The 19,281-nt window shown below is 63.9% G+C and carries 16 protein-coding genes; 7 read left to right on the top strand and 9 right to left on the bottom strand.

Features of this window, described 5'->3' with window-relative positions; all coding sequences use genetic code 11:
* Window positions 1-14 precede the first annotated feature (14 nt).
* The 7 genes from ACFELO_RS03985 (at window position 15) to ACFELO_RS03955 (ending at window position 7,355) form a co-directional block, all read left to right on the top strand.
* Window positions 15-212 (top strand): DUF4169 family protein, encoded by a 198-nt coding sequence (locus tag ACFELO_RS03985; RefSeq protein ID WP_440959282.1) that lies wholly within the window; start codon window positions 15-17, stop codon window positions 210-212.
* Window positions 213-436: 224 nt separating this feature from the next.
* On the top strand, window positions 437-1,537 hold the full coding sequence (locus ACFELO_RS03980; protein WP_440959281.1) for an NADH:flavin oxidoreductase: 1,101 nt from the start codon (window positions 437-439) through the stop codon (window positions 1,535-1,537).
* A gap of 5 nt (window positions 1,538-1,542) precedes the next feature.
* A complete protein-coding gene (locus tag ACFELO_RS03975; RefSeq protein WP_440959280.1) occupies window positions 1,543-1,761 on the top strand; it encodes a ribbon-helix-helix domain-containing protein in 219 nt (72 codons plus the stop codon).
* 42 nt (window positions 1,762-1,803) lie between these two features.
* Entirely contained in the window at window positions 1,804-3,456 is a 1,653-nt protein-coding gene (locus ACFELO_RS03970; RefSeq protein ID WP_440959279.1) for a chloride channel protein, read from the top strand.
* 92 nt (window positions 3,457-3,548) lie between these two features.
* Window positions 3,549-5,849, top strand: a complete 2,301-nt coding sequence (locus tag ACFELO_RS03965) for an ATP-dependent helicase (RefSeq protein WP_440959278.1) — start codon at window positions 3,549-3,551, stop codon at window positions 5,847-5,849.
* 12 nt (window positions 5,850-5,861) lie between these two features.
* Entirely contained in the window at window positions 5,862-6,452 is a 591-nt protein-coding gene (locus ACFELO_RS03960; protein ID WP_440959277.1) for a hypothetical protein, read from the top strand.
* A complete protein-coding gene (locus ACFELO_RS03955; RefSeq protein WP_440959276.1) occupies window positions 6,453-7,355 on the top strand; it encodes an alpha/beta hydrolase family protein in 903 nt (300 codons plus the stop codon).
* A gap of 243 nt (window positions 7,356-7,598) precedes the next feature.
* Here the strand turns inward: ACFELO_RS03955 and ligA are convergent, their stop codons facing one another.
* From ligA to murB, 9 genes are all read right to left on the bottom strand, one after another.
* A complete protein-coding gene (gene ligA / locus ACFELO_RS03950; protein WP_440959275.1) occupies window positions 7,599-9,686 on the bottom strand; it encodes an NAD-dependent DNA ligase LigA in 2,088 nt (695 codons plus the stop codon).
* The gene (gene recN, locus ACFELO_RS03945; protein WP_440959274.1) at window positions 9,683-11,383 is read right to left on the bottom strand and encodes a DNA repair protein RecN; all 1,701 of its coding nucleotides are present in this window, start codon (window positions 11,381-11,383) and stop codon (window positions 9,683-9,685) included. The genes ligA and recN overlap by 4 nt, the downstream gene beginning before the upstream one ends.
* Before the next feature lie 24 nt (window positions 11,384-11,407).
* Window positions 11,408-12,241, bottom strand: a complete 834-nt coding sequence (locus tag ACFELO_RS03940; RefSeq protein WP_440959273.1) for an outer membrane protein assembly factor BamD — start codon at window positions 12,239-12,241, stop codon at window positions 11,408-11,410.
* A 149-nt stretch (window positions 12,242-12,390) separates the two neighbouring features.
* Window positions 12,391-13,290, bottom strand: coding sequence for a UDP-3-O-acyl-N-acetylglucosamine deacetylase (lpxC, locus tag ACFELO_RS03935; protein WP_440959272.1), 900 nt, complete (start codon window positions 13,288-13,290; stop codon window positions 12,391-12,393).
* A 213-nt stretch (window positions 13,291-13,503) separates the two neighbouring features.
* On the bottom strand, window positions 13,504-15,078 hold the full coding sequence (ftsZ, locus tag ACFELO_RS03930) for a cell division protein FtsZ (RefSeq protein WP_440959271.1): 1,575 nt from the start codon (window positions 15,076-15,078) through the stop codon (window positions 13,504-13,506).
* A gap of 141 nt (window positions 15,079-15,219) precedes the next feature.
* Window positions 15,220-16,539: a cell division protein FtsA gene (gene ftsA, locus ACFELO_RS03925; protein ID WP_440959270.1), complete on the bottom strand. Its 1,320-nt coding sequence runs from the start codon at window positions 16,537-16,539 to the stop codon at window positions 15,220-15,222.
* A 12-nt stretch (window positions 16,540-16,551) separates the two neighbouring features.
* Window positions 16,552-17,457 (bottom strand): cell division protein FtsQ/DivIB, encoded by a 906-nt coding sequence (locus tag ACFELO_RS03920; RefSeq protein WP_440959269.1) that lies wholly within the window; start codon window positions 17,455-17,457, stop codon window positions 16,552-16,554.
* Window positions 17,445-18,359, bottom strand: coding sequence for a D-alanine--D-alanine ligase (locus ACFELO_RS03915; RefSeq protein WP_440959268.1), 915 nt, complete (start codon window positions 18,357-18,359; stop codon window positions 17,445-17,447). Before ACFELO_RS03915 ends, ACFELO_RS03920 begins: the two co-directional genes overlap by 13 nt.
* Complete coding sequence (murB, locus tag ACFELO_RS03910) at window positions 18,360-19,280, bottom strand: UDP-N-acetylmuramate dehydrogenase (protein ID WP_440959267.1); 921 nt, start codon at window positions 19,278-19,280, stop codon at window positions 18,360-18,362.
* Window position 19,281: the final 1 nt, after the last annotated feature.

Genomic DNA, 19,281 nt, shown 5'->3' with positions numbered 1-19,281 from the left:
CCTTGGAGGCTCTCATGACCCAGCCGATCAATCTGCGTCAGTTCCGCAAAAAGAAGGCGCGCGAGGACAAGGCCAGACAGGCCGAAACCAATCGCGTCCAGTTCGGTACGCCCAAGGCCCAGCGCGATCTTGAAAAAGCGCGCGAAGCCAAACGCAAGGCGGCGCTGGACGCGCACAAGCGCGAAACAGATAAAGACGGGTCAGAGACCTGACAGAACGGCGGCTCGATGAGCCGCCGTTTTCATTTCGGCACGTGCCGCATCAGGAAACGCCGGCTAAAACGCCCATAGGGCAAACTGCGTATTGTTCTGAAATGTCAGAGCAATATCCTGTCGCCAGAAAACAGTTTGCGCGCAGTCTGACGTTTTGCCCTTGATTGTCGCACGCGATATATCCAACTGATCGCCGTTCATTCGTGCTTTCAGGGGACCCTTCCATGTCGAACACCAACGCCCTTTTCCAACCCTTCGAGCTCGGCTCGCTCCAGCTCAAGAACCGTATCGTCATGGCGCCCATGACCCGCTCGAAAAGTCCGGGCGGCGTGCCGAACGACAATGTGGTCGGCTATTACGAACGCCGTGCGGACAATGATGTCGGCCTGATCATCACCGAGGGCACCACGATCAACCGCCCCGGCGCCAGCTTTGATCCGGCGATCCCGAACTTCCACACCGAAGAAGCTCTGGCGGGCTGGAAGAAGGTGGTCGACGCGGTCCACGCCAAGGGCGGCAAGATCGCGCCCCAGCTCTGGCATGTGGGTCTGGCGCGCAAGCCGGGCACCGGTCCGCACCCGGACGCGCCGTCCGACAGCCCGTCCGGCATCATGCCCGGCGGCAAGAAAGTCGGCGAGCCGATGACCCAGGCCGAGATCGACGACACCATTCTGGGCTTTGCCGAAGCCGCCGAGAACGCGGCGAAGATCGGCTTTGACGCCATTGAGCTGCACGGCGCCCATGGCTATCTGATCGACCAGTTCTTCTGGGAGGGCATGAACCAGCGCGATGACAAATATGGCGGCAGCCTCCTCTCCCGCACCGAGTTCGCGCAGGAAATCATCCGCGCCGTCCGCGCCCGCATCCCGGCGGACCTGCCGTTGATCCTGCGCTATTCGCAGTGGAAACAGCAGGACTACAACGCCAAGCTGGCGCAAACCCCGGATGAGCTCGAAGCCTTCCTCACGCCGCTCTCTGAAGCCGGCGTCGACATCTTCCACGCCTCCACCCGCCGCTTCTGGCTGCCCGAATTTGAAGGCTCTGACCTCAATCTGGCCGGCTGGACGAAGAAGCTGACTGGCAAGCCTGCCATCACCGTGGGATCTGTTGGCCTTAATAGTGACTTCATTGGCGCCTTTATGGGTGAAGCCTCTGAAAAGTCCGGCCTCGACAAGCTGATCGAGCGTCTGGATGCGGGCGAGTTTGATCTCGTTGGCGTGGGCCGGGCCTTGCTGTCCGATTTCGCCTGGGCCCGCAAGGTCAAGGATGGCCGCTTTGAGGATCTCGAAGACTTCAACGCCGAAGCGCTCAAGGAACTGGCCTAGACACCATGCTTAAAAAACGTTCAGTCACCCTCAGAGGACACGCAACCTCTCTGGCGCTCGAGCCGGAGTTCTGGTCCGTGATCGATGCAGAGCTGAACGAAACCGGCGGATCCCTGGCCGGGCTCATCACCTCGATCGACGAGTTGCGTGAGCCTGACCAGCCGCTGTCGAGCGCCTGCCGGGTGTGGGCGCTCAACCGCGCGCTCACAGTCGATCAGGGCTGATCCGGAGTTGACGATACGCGGCGTGCGGGGTTTGAAGGGGGCATGAGCACCGCCGTCACCCCGCCGCCCCTTTCGCCACTCGACAAACTGCTTCGCTATCTGAAGAACAGCTTTGCGGACGGGCGCTCCCCTGCGCTCTGGCTGCTGGCGCTGGTGGTGGGCGTTGTTGCGGGATATGCGGCGATCGGTTTGCGCCTTGCGATCCAGTCCGTCCAGCTCATCGCCTTTGGCGAGTTCTCCGAACGCCTCGCCAGCACCGCCTCCACCCTCCCCGCGATCATGGTGATCCTGGCGCCCGTCGCAGGCGGCTGCGTCGTCTCGCTCCTGCTTTATGTGGGCCTTAAGACCAAATGGCTGCCTGAAATCCGCGCCGAGGGCGTGGCGGATGTGATGGAAGCGCGCGCCGCCCAGGGCGGCAAGATGGCGCTGATGCCCAGCGTCTGGTCCGCCCTTGTGCACGCGGTCTCCATTGGCGCGGGCGGTTCGACCGGACGTGAAGGTCCATCGGTCAATCTGGGCGCCGCGCTCGCAAGCTTTATCAGCCAACCGTTGAACCTGCCGGCGCGGGGCGCGCGCATCATGCTCGCCTGCGGCGCCTCGGCGGCGGTGGCCGCCAGCTTTAATGCCCCTGTCGCCGGCGCTCTCTTTGCCTTCGAGGTCGTGCTGGGCCATTACGCGCTGCGCTCGATCGGCCCGGTCGCCGCCGCCAGTGTGATCGGCGCCATCCTCTCGCGCATCCATTTCGGCGCCACGCCTGCCTTTTCCGTTCCCGAGGTCCCCCCCGCCAGCCTTGCGGACTTCATCGCGATCATTCCGCTCGGTCTCGTCTCCGCCGCGCTCGCCATCGCCTGTGTGATGCTGGCCTTCAACGTGCCGCGCCATCTGGCGACCCGGGCGCAAGCGCTCTCCATCCCGCTCTGGATCCTGCCGCCCTTCGGCGGGCTGCTGATCGGCGGGCTCGGCCTGCTCGCGCCAGAGGTGCTGGGGGTGGGCTATGAAGCGACTTCGATCGCGCTTGCGGGCGGTTACGCCATCGCCACGCTGGCCGCTCTGATCGTGCTCAAGCTCGCCGCCATCGTCGCCACCATGGCCTTCCGCTTTGGCGGCGGCATCTTCGCGCCCTCGCTCTATCTCGGCGCCATGCTGGGCGCGCTCTATGGTGCGCTGATCGCTCCCATTCTGGGCCCGGACAGCGCCGGCAGCGCCTATTTCGCCGTTATCGGCATGGGCGCTGTGGGTGGGGCGGTGCTGGGCGCGCCGCTATCCACCACGCTGATCGTGTTTGAACTGACCGCCAGCTATGAAGCCTCGATCGCGCTACTGGTCTGCGTGTCGCTGGCCAGCGTCATCACCACTTCGATCACCAAGGGCAGCTTCTTTCACAAGCAGGTCGAGCGGCACGGCTTTGACCTCACCCAGGGCGATGCCCGCGTCATCCTGCAGACCATTCGCGCGCGCGATATCATGACCCCGCTCGACAGCCATGACACCCGGGGCGAGCTCGATGAGCCTTGCGTCTATGACGATGATTATCTGGGCCGGGTGATGGGCTTCTTCTCAGCCGAGAAGATCGACGGGGCGCAGGTCCGCTCCCGTCATGGCGACCAGCCCATTGTGGGCTATATCACCAAGGCCGACGCCCACGCCGCCTACGCCCACGCGCTGCAGGCCCGGCATGAGGAAGAGCATCGCTAGCGCCTGACCTATGACATCGCCGCCCCTACGTTTCGCTTACGGATGTGCTAGTTTCGTTCTCATCTGCGAATCGAAGTGCGAAAGCCTGCGTCATGTCCTCTCTTCCCCTTTCCCAGCAGGCGGCCCCGCGGGCGCCGAGCGCTAACGCCGCCTATCTGGACGGGTTGAACCCCGAACAGCGCGCGGCGGTCGAGGCGATTGACGGCGCGGTGCTGGTTCTGGCAGGCGCGGGCACGGGCAAGACGCGCGTTCTGACCACGCGGCTGGCGCACATTCTGGCCACCGGCAAGGCGCAGCCCTGGAACATCCTGGCGGTGACCTTCACCAACAAGGCCGCGCGCGAGATGAAGGAGCGGGTGGGCAAGATCATCGGCGAACAGGTCGAGGGCCTGCCCTGGCTGGGCACCTTCCACTCTATCGCCGCCCAGATTCTGCGCCGGCATGCCGAGCTGGTGGGCCTGAAATCGAGCTTCACCATTCTCGACACCGACGACCAGCTGCGGCTTCTCAAGCAGATCCTCGAGGCTGAAGGCATTGATACGAAACGCTGGACGCCGCGCCATCTCGCCAGCCTGATTGATGGCTGGAAGAACCGCGCCCAGACGCCCGAACGCATCCCCGAAGAGGACAAGTGGAGCTTCGCGGACGGCAAGGCCCAGAAACTCTACAAGCTCTATCAGGATCGCCTGAGCGTACTGAATGCGTGCGATTTCGGCGATCTTCTGCTGCACAACATCACCATCTTCCAGAACCATGACGATGTGCTGGCCGACTTCCATCGCAAGTTCCGCTATCTGCTGGTGGACGAATATCAGGACACCAACGTCGCCCAGTATCTGTGGCTGCGGCTTCTGGCGCGCGGGTCTGGCAATGTGTGCTGCGTGGGTGATGACGACCAGTCGATCTATGGCTGGCGCGGCGCGGAGGTGGACAACATCCTGCGCTTTGAACAGGACTTCCCCGGCGCGACGGTCATTCGGCTCGAGCGCAATTACCGCTCCACCGGCCATATCCTCGGCGCGGCGGCGGGCCTGATCACCGCCAACAAGGCGCGCTTGGGCAAGACGCTGTGGACCGAGGATCAGGCCGGTCACAAGGTTCAGGTCTCGGGCCTGTGGGACGGCGAAGCGGAAGCGCGCTTTGTCGCCGACGAGATCGAGGCGCACATCAAGGGCGGCGGCAAGCATTCCGACATCGCCGTTCTGGTGCGGGCGTCCTGGCAGATGCGCGCCTTTGAAGACCGCTTCATCATGCTGGGCCTGCCCTACAAGGTCATCGGCGGACCGCGCTTCTTTGAACGCGCCGAGATCCGCGACGCCCTCGCCTATCTGCGGCTGGTGCGCAGCCTGTCAGATGATCTGGCGTTCGAGCGCGTGGTGAACACCCCCAAGCGCGGCGTTGGCGATACGTCTGTGCAGAAGATCGCCATGGCCGCGCGCGGCGCGCAGGTTTCGATGGCCGAGGCCGCGCGCCTGATGACCCAGACCGACGAGATCAAGGGCAAGGGCCGCACCGGCCTCATCGCCTTCCTGCGCGATCTTGAACGCTGGGCCGAGCAGGCCGAGACCATGCGCCATGACGAGCTTGCCGAAATCATTCTCGATGAAAGCGGCTATACGGCCATGTGGCGCGAGGACAAGAGCCCGCAGGCCGCTGGCCGGCTCGACAACCTGAAAGAACTCGTCCGCTCCATGGGCGAGTTTGACAGCCTTGAAGCCTTCCTTGAGCACATCGCCCTCGTTTCGGATGCCGACCGCACCGAGAACGGCGATGAAGTCTCGATCATGACGCTGCACGCCGCCAAGGGCCTCGAATTCCCGCTCGTCTTCCTCCCGGGCTGGGAAGAGACGGTCTTCCCCTCCCAACGCTCCATGGATGAAGGCGGCACGGCGGCGCTCGAAGAGGAACGGCGCCTGGCTTATGTGGGCATCACCCGCGCCCGCGAACGCGCCGTCATCAGCTTCACCGCCAACCGGATGATCTTTGGCCGCTGGCAATCGGTGCTGCCTTCGCGCTTTATCGACGAAATGCCGCCCGAGCATTGCGAAGCCAAATCCGAAACCGGCTATTACGACGCCGGGCCGGGTTTTGAGGGCGTGGCGGAAGTCGCCGACCCCTTCAAATCGAGCTATGAAAGCCCCGGCTGGAAACGCTTCCAGGCCAGCAAGGCGTCCGGCCGCCGCGCCGATCCCGGCGTCATCGAGGGCAAGGCCACGCTGATTGACACCAGCTCAGTGGGCGGAAACTCGAAATGGAAACGCGGCGACCGCGTCTTCCACCAGAAATTCGGCTATGGCACCGTCAAAGCCGCCGACGGCGCCAAGCTCACCGTCGCCTTTGACAAGGCCGGCGAGAAAAAGGTCGTCGCCAGCTTTGTAGAAGCGGCGCCTTAGGGATGAAACCCAATGTGGATACGATTTACTGAGCGCTCAGACGTTTTATCTTCATTGAGGCAACTCAATCGATCTCTAATTGATACTCAAGCCGACCCTGCTGCTTGGAAATGGGCCTTAATATCACTGTTTAGCGCTCTTCAGGGTGCTGCAGTCTGCAATCTATCAGGGTCAGCACAAATTGGCGCCCTTACCGAGAAAAGCGCAAACCAAACGTATGCCTCTTTGACGTCTGGCAATCTATCGGGGAAATTTAAAGAACGCCTTGCGGATCCAGCCACTTTGATTTCTCGCCTCAGCGGTGCTGAGAAGCGCTTAGAAGAGGCAGGTCCAAATATTTCAATTTCAGATTCACAATTCAAATCATTCCAGTTGCTTCAAAGCTTACGAAATAAGTTTGCTCACTATTCTCCTATGGTGTGGTCAATCGAGAAAGCAGGATTGCCTCAATTGGGCTTGGACCTGCTTTCCATTATCAAGGATGTTTTCGAAGATGGGTGGTCCTTCATGCACTCCGGCGCGGAAGAGCGACAAGAAATCAATGATTTAATTGTTCAGGCTCAGACTTTCTTCTCTCACATCAGTTTTCAAACGGATCAATAAATGCGCCTCGCCATCTGCCTCACCGCCGCCCTCCTCCTCGCCGCACCTGCTTGCGCTCAAGACCCGCACGCCGACGCGCGCCCGATCAGCTGGCAGAACCTTCTCGACCGGGAACGCGCACCCGCTGACGCCCGGATCGAGTACGGCGAGGGCGAGGAGCAATATGGCGAGCTGTGGCTTCCGGACGGCGATGGCCCCTTCCCGCTGGTCATCATGATCCATGGCGGCTGCTGGCAGGCGGCTATTCCGGGCACCATCCTGCAGGACCAGCTCAATGCCGATCTCAAGGATCGCGGCATCGCGGTGTGGAACATCACCTATCCGCGTCTGGGCCATGAGACGGGCGGGTATCCGGGGACGTTTGAGAGCGTGGCCTGGGGCGTGGACTATGCCCGCCAGCTCACTCGCGATTATCCGATTGATCCGCGCCGCACCGTGCTGATGGGCCACTCCGCAGGCGGGCATCTGGCATTATGGGCCGCCGCGCGCGGCCAGCTGCAGGACACGCCGCTTTATGTGGAAGACCCGTTCATCCCCAACGGCGTCATCACGCTCGCGGGCATCAATGATCTTGAGCTTTACCGCGCCGAAGGCCCCGGCCGCTGCGGCGAGCCGGACACGGTGGACGCCCTGATCGCGGGTCATCCCGGCGACACGCCCTATGCAGACACCTCACCCGATCAGCTGCTGCCAATGCATGTGGAGCAGGTGATCATGTCAGGCGACCTCGACCCCATCGTGCCGCCGCTGTTCGGCGCGGCCTATGCGGCTGAAGCCGAAGCCGCTGGCGATACGGTCACCGAGATCACGCTGGAAAACGCCGGTCATTTCGAGCTCATCGACCCGACCGCGCCCGCGTGGGCGGTTATTCTGGGTGAGGTGGAGCGGTTGCTGGGGGAGTAGGTTTTTTCCCTCTCAACCCTGTCATCCCGGACTTGATCCGGGATCTACCGGAGCCACTTCGTTCTGCCCCCAGAGACGCTTTCAGTAGATCCCGGCTCCAGGCCGGGATGACACATACTTCTAACAATCACTCATTATCATCCCCCGCGTCATGCGGGGGATCCATGCCGGTTGTTCTGATCGAAGGTCACGGCATGGATTCACCGGATAAACCGGTGAATGACACTTTGAGAGGGAGACGAGTCACCCCCCGATGAGCGCGAGCCATTCATCCTCGGTCATGGTCTGAACGCCAAGCTCCTGCGCCTTTTTCAGCTTGGAGCCCGCGCCGGGACCGGCAACGAGGATGTCGGTCTTGCCCGAGACGGAACCGGACACCTTCGCGCCCAGCGATTGCGCCTTGGCTTTGGCCTCATCGCGGGTGAAGCGTTCGAGTGAGCCGGTGAACACCACGGTCTTGCCCGCGACGGGGCTTTCAGCGGCCACCTGTTCGGCATCTTCGACATTCACGTGCTCAAGCAGGGCGTTGAGCGCATCCTGATTGTGGCTTTCGGCGAAGAATTCGGCGAGGGCTTTGACCGCCGTCTCGCCAATGCCGTCAATCTCCATGAAGGCGGCGAAGGCTTCGCCAGGCTCGTTCGCCGCTTCCGCCGTCTCGCGCACGGCCTGCCAGCTTGTAAAGCTGCGCGCGATCAGGCGGGCGGTCTCCTCGCCCACATGGCGGATGCCGAGCGCGAACAGAAAGCGCGCCAACCCGATATTGCGGCGCTGGTCAATGGAGCCAAAAAGGTTCGCCGCAGAGCGCTCGCCCCAGCCTTCACGGGTCTGGATGGGCGGGGTGATCGCCCCCGCCTCATTGCGCGCCCGCAGGGTAAAGATGTCAGCAGGTTGCTTGACCAGCCCCTCATGGAAGAAGGCTTCGATCTGTTTTGCGCCGAGGCCTTCAATGTCGAAGGCTTTTCTTGAGACAAAATGCTTGAGCCGTTCCACCGCCTGGGCGTCACAGATCAGCCCGCCCGTACAGCGGCGAACGACCTCGCCCTCTTCGCGCACGGCATGGCTGCCGCAGACGGGGCATAGGGTGGGAAAGGCGAAGGGCTCGGCCCCCTCAGGACGCTTGTCGAGCACGACCTCGACCACTTGCGGGATCACATCGCCGGCGCGCTGGATGATCACGATGTCACCCACGCGCACATCCTTGCGCTCGATTTCGTCCTGATTGTGCAAAGTCGCGTTTGACACCACGACGCCGCCCACGGTGACGGGTTCGAGCTTGGCGACCGGCGTCAAAGCGCCCGTGCGGCCCACCTGAATGTCGATATCATTAAGCCGGGTGACGGCTTTTTCCGGCGAGAATTTGTGCGCAATGGCCCAACGCGGCGCACGGGCGACAAAGCCCAGCCGCTCCTGCCAGTCGAGCCGATCCACCTTGTAGACGACGCCATCAATGTCATAGCCAAGATCGGCGCGCTTGGCCTCAAGCGCGCGATAATGGGCGAGCACAGCCTCGACGCTCTCTACCCGCTCCATGTCCTGATTGATCACAAAGCCCAGCTGCCCGAGGCGTTTGACCGCGTCATACTGGGTGTCTGCCAAGGGCTCGCTCAACTCACCCCAGGCATAGGCGAAAAACCGCAGCGGGCGCTCGGCGGTCACATTGGGGTCGATCTGGCGCAGGGAACCTGCTGCCGCATTGCGCGGGTTCTTGTAGGCGGGCTTGCCGCGCTCTTCCTGCATGGCATTGAGCTGGGCAAAGTCGGCATGGCTCATATAAACCTCGCCGCGCACCTCCAGCACATCAGGCACATCGCCTGTCAGCGTGTGGGGAATGTCGGCAATGGTCTTGAGGTTGGCGGTAACGTTCTCGCCCGCTCGGCCATCGCCGCGCGTGGCGCCCACCACCAGCTCACCCTTTTCATAGCGCAGATTGGCGCTCAGCCCGTCGATCTTGGGCTCGGCGGTGAAGACCAGCGCCTCGTCCCTGAGATTGAGGAAGCGGCGGATGCGGTCGGCGAAATCGCGCACATCCTGATCTTCGAACGCATTGCCCAGCGACAGCATGGGCACGGCGTGAACCACTTCGCCAAACTGCTCGGACGGTTTCGCGCCGACGCGCTCAGACGGGCTGTCCTTGCGCTTGAGTTCGGGAAAGCGCTCTTCGATGGCGCTGTTGCGCACACGCAGGGCGTCATAGGCCGCATCCGAGATCTTCGGCGCGTCCTTTTCGTAATACGCCTTGTCATGCTTGGCGATTTCGCGGGCGAGACGTTCGAGTTCGGTGGCGGCTTCTTCGGAGGACAGCGCCTCCACATCCTTCATCGCAGCGTTCATGAGCCCATCAGCTGGTCGGCGGCGGCGCGGGCCGCGTCGGTGATCTCGGCGCCCGACAGCATGCGGGCGATCTCTTCGCGGCGGTCCGCTTCGGCGAGACGCCGTACCGTAGTACGCATGCCCTCGCCCTGCTCCGCCTTCTCGATACGATAGTGCGCATCGGCGCGTGCGGCCACTTGCGGGCTATGGGTCACCACGAGCGCCTGCCCGGTCTCGGCAAGGCGTTTGAGGCGCGAGCCGACGGCATCAGCGACAGCGCCGCCCACACCCTGATCCACCTCGTCAAACACCATGGTGCGAGCATCCTCGCCCACAAGGCAGACCTTCAGCGCCAGTGCAAACCGCGACAGCTCACCGCCCGAGGCGATCTTGTCGAGCGGCCCGAACGGCGCGCCGGGATTGGTGGCGACCTCAAAGGCGACCTTGTCCCAGCCCGAGGCGCCAGGTTTTGTCTCGTCGGTTTCAACGCGCACCCGAAAGCGCGCCTTGTCCATTTTCAGGGGCGCCAGCTCGGCCTCGACCGCCTTCGCCAGAGCGTCACCCGCACTTTGACGCTTGGAGGTCAGGGCCCTGGCGGCGCGGGCATAATCGGCTTCGGCCGCCTTGAGCGCGCCTTCGGCCTCTTTCAGCCGGTCATCTGCGTGCTCGATCATGTCCAGACGACTGGCGAGGCGATCGCGCAGCTCGGCCAGCTCATCCACGTCCACATTATGTTTGCGGGCGGCGGCGCGCAGCGCGAACAGGCGCTCTTCCACCTCATTCAGGCGCCCCGGCTCCACATCAAAGCGGGCGGCGGCTTCAGACAGGGCTTCCTCGGCCTCATTGAATTCAATGAGCGCGCGATCGAGCGCCCCGGCGGCGCGCTCGACCGAGGCATGGGCCGCGCCCGCCTCGCCTTCACCGCCCTCGGCACCTTCGAGCGCCGCACGGACGCGTTCCAGACCGCGCAAAGCGGTATTGAGCCGGTTGGACAGGCCGTCGCCACCGGCGACCGCATCCATGGCGTCATTGAGCTCTGTGAGGGCTGATTCGGCCTGCTGCAGGAATTTGCGCTCGGCGGCGAGGCCGTCCTCTTCGCCGGTTTGCGGGTTGAGGGCTTCCAGCGCATCCACGCTGTCGCGCAGGAAGGCTTGTTCGCTGGCCGCCTTGTCGCGCGCCTCGGTCAGCTCTTCGAGCCGGTTGCGCGCCTCGCTCAGCGCCTTCCATGCGGCTTTCACCGCTTTGAGTTCAGCTTCAGCGTCCGCATAGGCGTCCAGCATGCCGCGATGGCTTTTGGGGTCCATCAGGCCGCGGCCATCGTGCTGGCCATGGATCTCCACCAGCACCTCACCGAGAGAGGCCAGAAGCCCCACGCTGGCGGGCTGGTCGTTCACATGGGCGCGCGAGCGACCGTCGGAGGTCAGGGTGCGGCGCAGAATCACCGGCTCGCCCGGCTCCACGGTCACGCCCGCCTCATCCAGCAGCGCGTACACAGGATGGCCCACGGGCGGTTCAAACAGGGCGGTCGCCACGGCTTTGTCCGCCCCCGCGCGCACCTGGGCGCGTTCGGCTCGCTCCCCGCACGCCAGCCCCAGAGCGCCCAGAAGGATGGATTTGCCCGCGCCAGTTTCGCCCGTCAGTGCGGACAAACCGGCGTCAAACGTCAGATCGAGCGTGTCGATCAGGACGATGTCTCGGATGGAGAGCGAAGCCAGCATTCAGGTTCGCAATCTGGTTCGAGCTTAGCCGAAGACGCGGTTCAGGGCGCGCCGCAGCAGGGACGGTTCACGCTCCTGATCTTCAGACCCCGGCACGGCGATGCCGCGCGAGGTGAGCAGATCATAACTGTCCTCATACCATTCTGAGCCGGGGAAGTTGTAACCCAGCACCGCAGCGATCTGGCGCGCTTCCTCGTCCACGCCCAGGCTGACATAGGCCTCGACCAGACGGTGCAGCGCTTCAGGCGTGTGGCTGGTGGTCTCGTACTCACGGATCACGTTCTGGAAGCGGTTGATCGCCGCCAGATGATAGCCATTGCGCAGATACCAGCGGCCAACGCTCATTTCCTTGCCGGCCAGGTGATCGCGCGTCATGTCGATCTTCAGCCGCGCATCCTGGGCGTAAGGCGTATCGGGATAGCGACGCACCACCTGCTCCAGCGCTTGCAGCGCCTGCATGGTGGTGGACTGGTCACGACCGACATCATAGATGCGCTCGTAATAGGACAGCGCGATCAGGTAATAGGCGTAAGGCGCGCTGGCATTGCCCGGGTGCAGGGCGATGAAACGCTGCGCATCCGAAATCGCCTCGTCATACTTGGACTGGCGATAGTTGGCGTAAGCGGCCATGAGCATGGAACGACGCGCCCATTCAGAGAACGGGTGCTGGCGTTCAACCTCGTCGAAATAGGCCGCGGCTTCGTCATAGCGACGGCGCTGCATCTTCTCGAAGGCTTCCGCGTAAAGCAGCTCAACGGGCTGTTCCACATAGGCCAGCTCTTCACGATCCCGCCCTGCACACGCAGTCAGGGACAAGGCGACGGCGCCCATTACAGCAAAACGCAGAACAGTCTTCATGGACGCACGCCCTCAAGCCGGCGACCGCCTGCCCCGAGGTTCGGGACGCAGCGGACTCTTAGGTATTGAGAATGGTTTAACCCATCGCGGGCGCGGGCAAAAGCACCCTATCAGGCCGAGTGTGAATAAGATCGGCTTTTGACGGGAAATCAGGAGTGAACAAGACGCTCGCTGTGCACCGACGTATCGGCCATCGACGTCCAGCGCCAGGCGGTTTCATCCGCCAGCAGGGCCGCCAGCGCCTTGGCGTTCAGACCATGGCCCGGACGGTGCGCCTTGTAGAGCCCGATGATCGGAGCGCCCAGAAGATACAGATCTCCCAACGCATCCAGCGCCTTGTGACGCACGAACTCGTCGGCGAAACGCAGGCCTTCGGGATTGGCGACGCCATCGTCATCGACCACCACGGCGTTTTCCATGGAGCCGCCACGCGCCAGGCCCGCTTTCAGAAGCGCGCTGAATTCCCGACGGAAGCCGAAGGTGCGCGCCGGGGCGACCAGCTGCTGGAAATTCTCGCGGCTGACTTCAAAGGCGAAGTGCTGACGGCCAATCGCGGGATCATCAAAGTCGATTTCCACATCGATGGCCGGACGCAGCGCCGGCAGGAACACGGCATGGCGCGAGCCATCCTCCACCTCGACCGGCTTGAGAACCTGCAGCGCCTTGCGCGGCGCCGGGCGGGTCTTCAGACCTGCATGCAGGATCAGATCGACAAACGGCGCGGACGAGCCGTCCATAGCCGGCACTTCCGGTCCATCCAGCTCGACGATCAGATCATCAATGCCCAGACCGGCCAGAGCGGCCATCAGATGTTCCACCGTCGCAACCGATGCGCCGGCGTCATTAACCAGAGTGGTGCCCAGATCGGTCGAGCGCACAAACTCGCGGCGCGCCGGAACAAGGCGGTCAGACACCTGAAGGTCGGTCCGTTCAAAGACGATGCCTGCCCCGAGCGGAGCGGGCTTCATCGCCATGCGGACACGGGCTCCGGTGTGCAGGCCGATCCCGGCGCAAACCGCCGGCGCCGCCAATGTTGCGCGTTCAATCATGAAGCAAGCCCAATCCAGTCTTTTATCAATCCATGAGCCTGAAACGCATGAAGATGCTTAACAGGCTACGCCCCTCACCCTGCACACTACGGACCGTGATGCATCCCGCAATTAAACGATTGTTGCACCGTGTTACGAAACGGAGCGCCCAATGAAAAACGCGCCGCCCTGATTGACCAGAGCGACGCGTTTTCAAGGGATTAGCGCTGGAGCCTAGTTGGCCTGGCGGCGCAGGAAGGCCGGAATTTCCAGCTCGTTCTCGTCCAGATCCTCACCGAACAGGTCGCCAGAGGGTTGGCTCGGACGCGGCGCGGCCTCGACCGGACGCACCACGGAGGGGCGCTCGGGTTGGCTCGGAGCCTTGTGCTCGGCCGGTGCGGACTTGCGGCGACCGAACAGCGACAGGCCCCGGCGCGGCTCACGCGCCGGCTGGCTTTCCTCAGCCTGCGGCTGATGCGCTGCGGGCTGTTGCGGCTGCGCCTCGACCGGCTGCTGGTGCTGCATGTGCGCCTGCGGCTCGGACGGGTGGGTCATTTCACGCTCAAGACGCTCGCGGGTCTCAACAACCGCCGGCTTGGCGACGGGATGAACCGGCTGACCGCCCGTAAAGCTGTCCGGTGCGCTGACCGTGTCGCCGGCGCGGGCCGTCACATGCGGGGCCGCGTGGGATTCAGCGCGCGGGGTCTCGTTCACGGCGACCGCATCAGAGGCGCGACGCACCAGCGGCTCGGTCTGACGCTGGGGGCGGGTTTCGCGGCCTTTCCAGACCGGAGCGACCGGCTCAGAGCCCTGACGGCGGCGCGGGTCGTGCATTTCATTGAGCTCGGCGTCGATGCCGGTGGCCACGACGGACACGCGGATGATGCCATCGAGCTCGGGATCGAAGGTGGAGCCGACAATGATGTTGGCGTCCGGATCGACCTCGTTGCGGATTTCGTTGGCCGCTTCGTCGACTTCGTACAGCGTCATGTCCATGCCGCCGGTGATGTTGATGAGCACGCCCTTGGCGCCCTTCATCGACACATCGTCGAGAAGCGGGTTGTTGATGGCGTTGTGAGCGGCTTCCACGGCGCGTTTCTCGCCGCTGGATTCGCCCGTACCCATCATCGCCTTGCCCATTTCGTTCATCACGGTGCGGACGTCGGCGAAGTCGAGGTTGATCAGGCCCGGCATGACCATGAGGTCGGTGATGCCGCGCACGCCCGAGTGCAGGACCTGGTCCGCCATGCCGAACGCTTCCGCGAAGGTCGTCTTCTCGGTGGCGATCCGGAACAGGTTCTGGTTCGGGATGATGATCAGGGTGTCGACATGCTCTTGCAGGCGCTCGATGCCGGCTTCGGCCAGGCGCATACGGCGGGTGCCTTCAAAATGGAACGGCTTGGTCACCACGCCAACGGTCAGGATGCCCTGTTCGCGCGCCGCGCGGGCGATCACGGGCGCTGCGCCGGTGCCGGTGCCGCCGCCCATGCCGGCGGTGATGAACACCATGTGTGCGCCTTGCAGATGCTCCTGGATCTCGGCCAGGGAGTCTTCTGCGGATTGCTCACCCACTTCCGGACGCGCCCCAGCGCCCAGACCTTCCGTGATCCCCGCACCCATCTGGATGCGGCGATCCGTGCGCGCGCGCTGCAGCGCCTGCGCGTCGGTGTTGGCGACCACAAAGTCCACGCCCTCGAGCTGGGCGTCGATCATGTTGTTAACGGCGTTGCCCCCGGCGCCGCCGACACCACACACAAGGATGCGAGGCTTGAGTTCGGTAGTTTCTGGCGCGGAAAGGTTCAAGGGCATGGCAGGTCTCCGTGGGGCGGCAGGGTTAACGAATCACCCCGTGAGACTGCGCTTGCTTGTTTAATCGAGCGTTAAGCCGCTCCCTTCGGAGCAAACCTTTTTTCGCATACAATAACAGGACCCTGAGTCCGTGTTGGGAGTCTAGAAACTTTCTGCGAACCAGCGCCAGACCGCTTTCATGCCGGTCTCGCCTGTCGCACGCTCGCGAATGCGGGCCGGACCCTGATCAAACCGGGGCGGGCCGGAGATCGCTTCGGACGGCCCCTGCACGCAGCGCAGCAGCAAACCGGCAGCCGCACTGAAGCCCGGCCCCGAGACCGCATCCCCCAGACCTGCGAGGGTGTCCGGACGCCCCAAACGCACCTGCTTGCCCAGCACACGGCCGGCCAGCTGGGTTGCGCCAGGCAGTTGCGCCGCGCCGCCCGTCAGGACGACAGACCGCCCCGATGCACTGGCGGCGCCCGCCGCGTCCAGCCGGTCACGGACCATCTCGAACACTTCTTCCAGGCGCGGGCGGATGATGGCGTTCAACAGCGCCTTGGGTTGCTGGTTCATGGTCACGACGCCCGAGCCCGCCACCGGCGGGGTCTCGATCATGATCTGGTCGTCGTCCGGACTATCAAGCGCACAGCCATGCAGCGCCTTGATTCGCTCCGCCGCGTTCACCGGCGTCGACAGACCGCGTGCGATATCGTTGGTGACGTGAGCCCCCCCAACCGGCACGCCGTCCACATGCTGCAATGCGCCTTCATTGAAGACCGCCACGGTCGTGGTGTGTGCGCCCATATCGATCAGCAGCGCACCCAGATCGCGCTCATCCGGGGCCAAAGCCGCAATTCCGGAGACATACGGCGTCGCCGCCACGCCTGCGACGGTGAGCTGGCAACGCTCGACGCAGGAAATGAGGTTCTGCAGCGGATCCGAGGCGGCGCTGACAAGGTGCAGGTCCACGCCCAGGCTTTCGCCGAACATGCCGCGCGGATCCTTCACCCCGCGATGACCGTCCACGCGCCAGGAGAGCGGCAGAGCATGCAGCAGCACGCGCTTTTGCTCATGGTGGCGACGCAGTGCTTCAGCGAGGATGCGGCGCAGATCGCGGTCAGTGACTTCTCGGGCGGCCAGATCCATCTCGACCGAAATGCGCGCGCTCGACGGCGCCCCGGCGGAAACGGCCAGGAAGACTTCACTCACCGTATGCCCCGCCATGCGCTCGGCGTTCTCCACTGCAGCGCGGATGCTTTCAACGGCCAGATTGACGTCCACCACCTGACCCGCGCGCACGCCGCGGGTGGACTGATGGCCGACCCCGATCACACGCGGACGCAGGCCCGCCAGCGTCTCTTCGGTCTTGGCGATAAAACACACGGTCTTGGACGCGCCGATATCAAGCGCGGCGAACACCCCGGCCTTGCGCGGCGGCGTGGCGGCGCTTGCTGCGCCTCCTGACTTGAAAAACCCCATCGCACCCATCGCTTAAGCCCCTCGCCCTGCGCGTTCCGCCGCCCGATCCGGCCAGGGCCGCATCACCATTTCACCCGCATTGCGAAGATCAAAGATCTGCGCCTCGTAATCGAGCACGCCGCGTTCCTCATGCATGGCCGCCAGAAGCGCCAACGCGCTCGCCGGATCATCCTCGGGCAGCAGCACATCACCACCGCTCTGAAGCCGCAGATTCCACCGCCGCTCGCCGACGCGAATGGAATTGGTGACGCGGTCGCGGATTTCGGGATGCAGCGCCATCAGCGCGATTACCGACTGCGCCTCACGGTTCGCGCCCTCGCCCACCACACGCGGCAAATCGAGAAACTCGCGCGGGTCCGCCGCGTCGATGACATAGCCATCCGCATCAATGACATGGTGCGTCTGGTTGATCTGCCAGATGGCGAAGGGCTCGCGCTCCTCGATCAGCACGGCGATACGGTCCGGCCACAGGCGCAGCACTTGCGCAGACTTCACCCAGCTGAGCGACTGGACAGACGCGCGCGCAGCATTGAGGTCCACACGGCTCAGCCCCAGCCCCGGCGCAGCGCCGACCGCCAGCGCAATCTCTTCAACGCCCGTGCGTTCAGCGCCCGCCACATCCAGCCAGTCCAGCGTATAGCCCGCGGTCTCAAGCTCGCGCTCGGCACGGCCCGCCACCATGCCGCCCACATCATCAAGCTGACCAAAGGCGATGAGGATCAGGACCGTGCCCGCCAGGAGCACGCCGCAGACGGTGAGGATCAGCTTGAAGGCATAGCCCGCCCGGTTGCGAGCCGCGCGCCATTGCGCCGCCGCCCAGTTGGACAGCTTGCGCCCGCCCGCCGCTTTGGGGGCTGTCTTTGACTTTCGCCGGGCTTTCGATGTGTCTCGAGCGCCGACGGCCTTCAGTTTGGACACGCCGCATTCTCCACCATCCACGCTACGAGATCGGGGAAACCGATGCCGCAGTGCGCCGCCTGTTCGGGCGCAAGGGATGTGGGAGTCATGCCGGGTTGGGTGTTAATTTCGAGTAACCACACGCCGCCCGTTTCCGGATCATACCGGAAATCAGACCGGGTCAGGCCACGGCAGCCGAGCACCTGATGGGCTTTCAGCGCCTCAGCCATGCATTCGTCGAAAACAGCTTGCGGCACATCGGCGGGCAGCTGGTGCACCGAGCCGCCATCGGAATACTTCGCGTCGTAATCATAGAAGGCCGTCTTGGGGACAATCTCGGTGACGGTCAGCGCCTTGTCGCCCATGACGGCGACAGTCAGCTCGCGGCCCGGAATGAAGCGCTCGATCAACACTTCCTCGTCATAGGGCCAGTCTTCCGAACCCAGAATGGCGGGCGGACGGTTCGCGCCTTCGCTGACGATCACCACGCCCACAGAACTGCCCTGCGCATTGGGTTTGGCCACATAGGGCGGCTTCATGACGTGTTCGCGCGCCGCCTCGAACCGGCTGATCAGCTGGCCTTCGGGGCACTGGATGCCCGCCTCGCGCAGCACCGACTTGGCGCGCTGCTTGTCCATGGCCAGCGCCGACGCCGCGACGCCGGAATGGGTGTAGGGATAGCCCAGATAATCGAGCACGCCCTGCACCCGACCATCCTCGCCCCAATCACCATGAAGGGCGTTGAAGACCACATCGGGATTGACGCCTTCGAGCTGGCGGATCCAGTCATGATCGCGCGGATCGATCGGGGCGACCTGATAGCCCTTGGCTTCCAGCGCTTCGATCACCTTCTTGCCCGAGACCAGGGACACGTCACGCTCCGGGCTGCGACCGCCCAGCAGAACCGCCACATGCTTGCTCATTCAAGGCTCTCCGATCCGTTTGACTTCCCAGTGAAGCTCGACGCCAAACTTGTCTTTCACCTCGGCGCGCACGGTCTCGCCCAGGGTTTCGAGATCATGGGCGGTCGCCGTGCCGTCATTGATCAGGAAGTTGCAATGCTGTTCTGAAAAGCGTGCGCCGCCAATGGGCTTGCCGCGCCAGCCCGCGGCGTCCACGAGCTGCCAGGCCGAGCGCCCGTCCGAGGTTTCAGGATCGGGGTTCTTGAAGGTGGAGCCAGAGGTCTTTTCGCGGATCGGCTGGCTCGCCTCGCGACGCTCGGTGATGGCGTTCATGCGCTCGGTGACGGCGGCAGGCTCATCGGCTTGCCCCTCAAACACCGCCTCGATGAAGATCCAGTCCTCGGGCGCATCTGAATGACGATAGGCGTAGCCCAGCTCGGACACCGGCGCGATGATGCGCCGCCCGGTGCGGTCCAGCGCGACCGCCTCGACCAGAACGTCTTTGGTTTCGGTCCCGTAGCAGCCCGCATTCATGCGCAGCGCGCCACCAATCGCGCCGGGCACGCCCACGTAAAATTCCAGCCCGGCGATCCCGGCTTTCGCGGCGGCCTTGGCGACCATCTTGTCGAGCGCGGCGGCGCCGGCGCGAATGCGATTGTTCTCCAGCGCCTCGACCTTGCCGAAAGCGGGGGTGAGCTTGACCGTCACGCCCGGCAGGCCGCCATCACGCACCAGCGTATTGGACCCTGCGCCCAGCACCCGCACCTCGATATCGCGCGGGGTTTCGGCAAGAAAGCGCGCCAGATCAGCCGCATCTGCAGGCAGAAATAGAACCTGCGCCGGACCACCCACGCGCAGCCATGTGATGTCCGCCAGCGAGGCGTTCTCGATCAGCTTGCCGCGCACCTGGGGCAAACGACCGAGAAGAGACGGCCAGGCCATG

Source organism: Oceanicaulis sp. LC35, from assembly GCF_052055585.1.
Lineage (GTDB): Bacteria > Pseudomonadota > Alphaproteobacteria > Caulobacterales > Maricaulaceae > Oceanicaulis.
The sequence above is the reverse complement of the archived record's forward strand: the minus strand, read 5'-3'. Positions and strand labels throughout refer to the sequence as shown.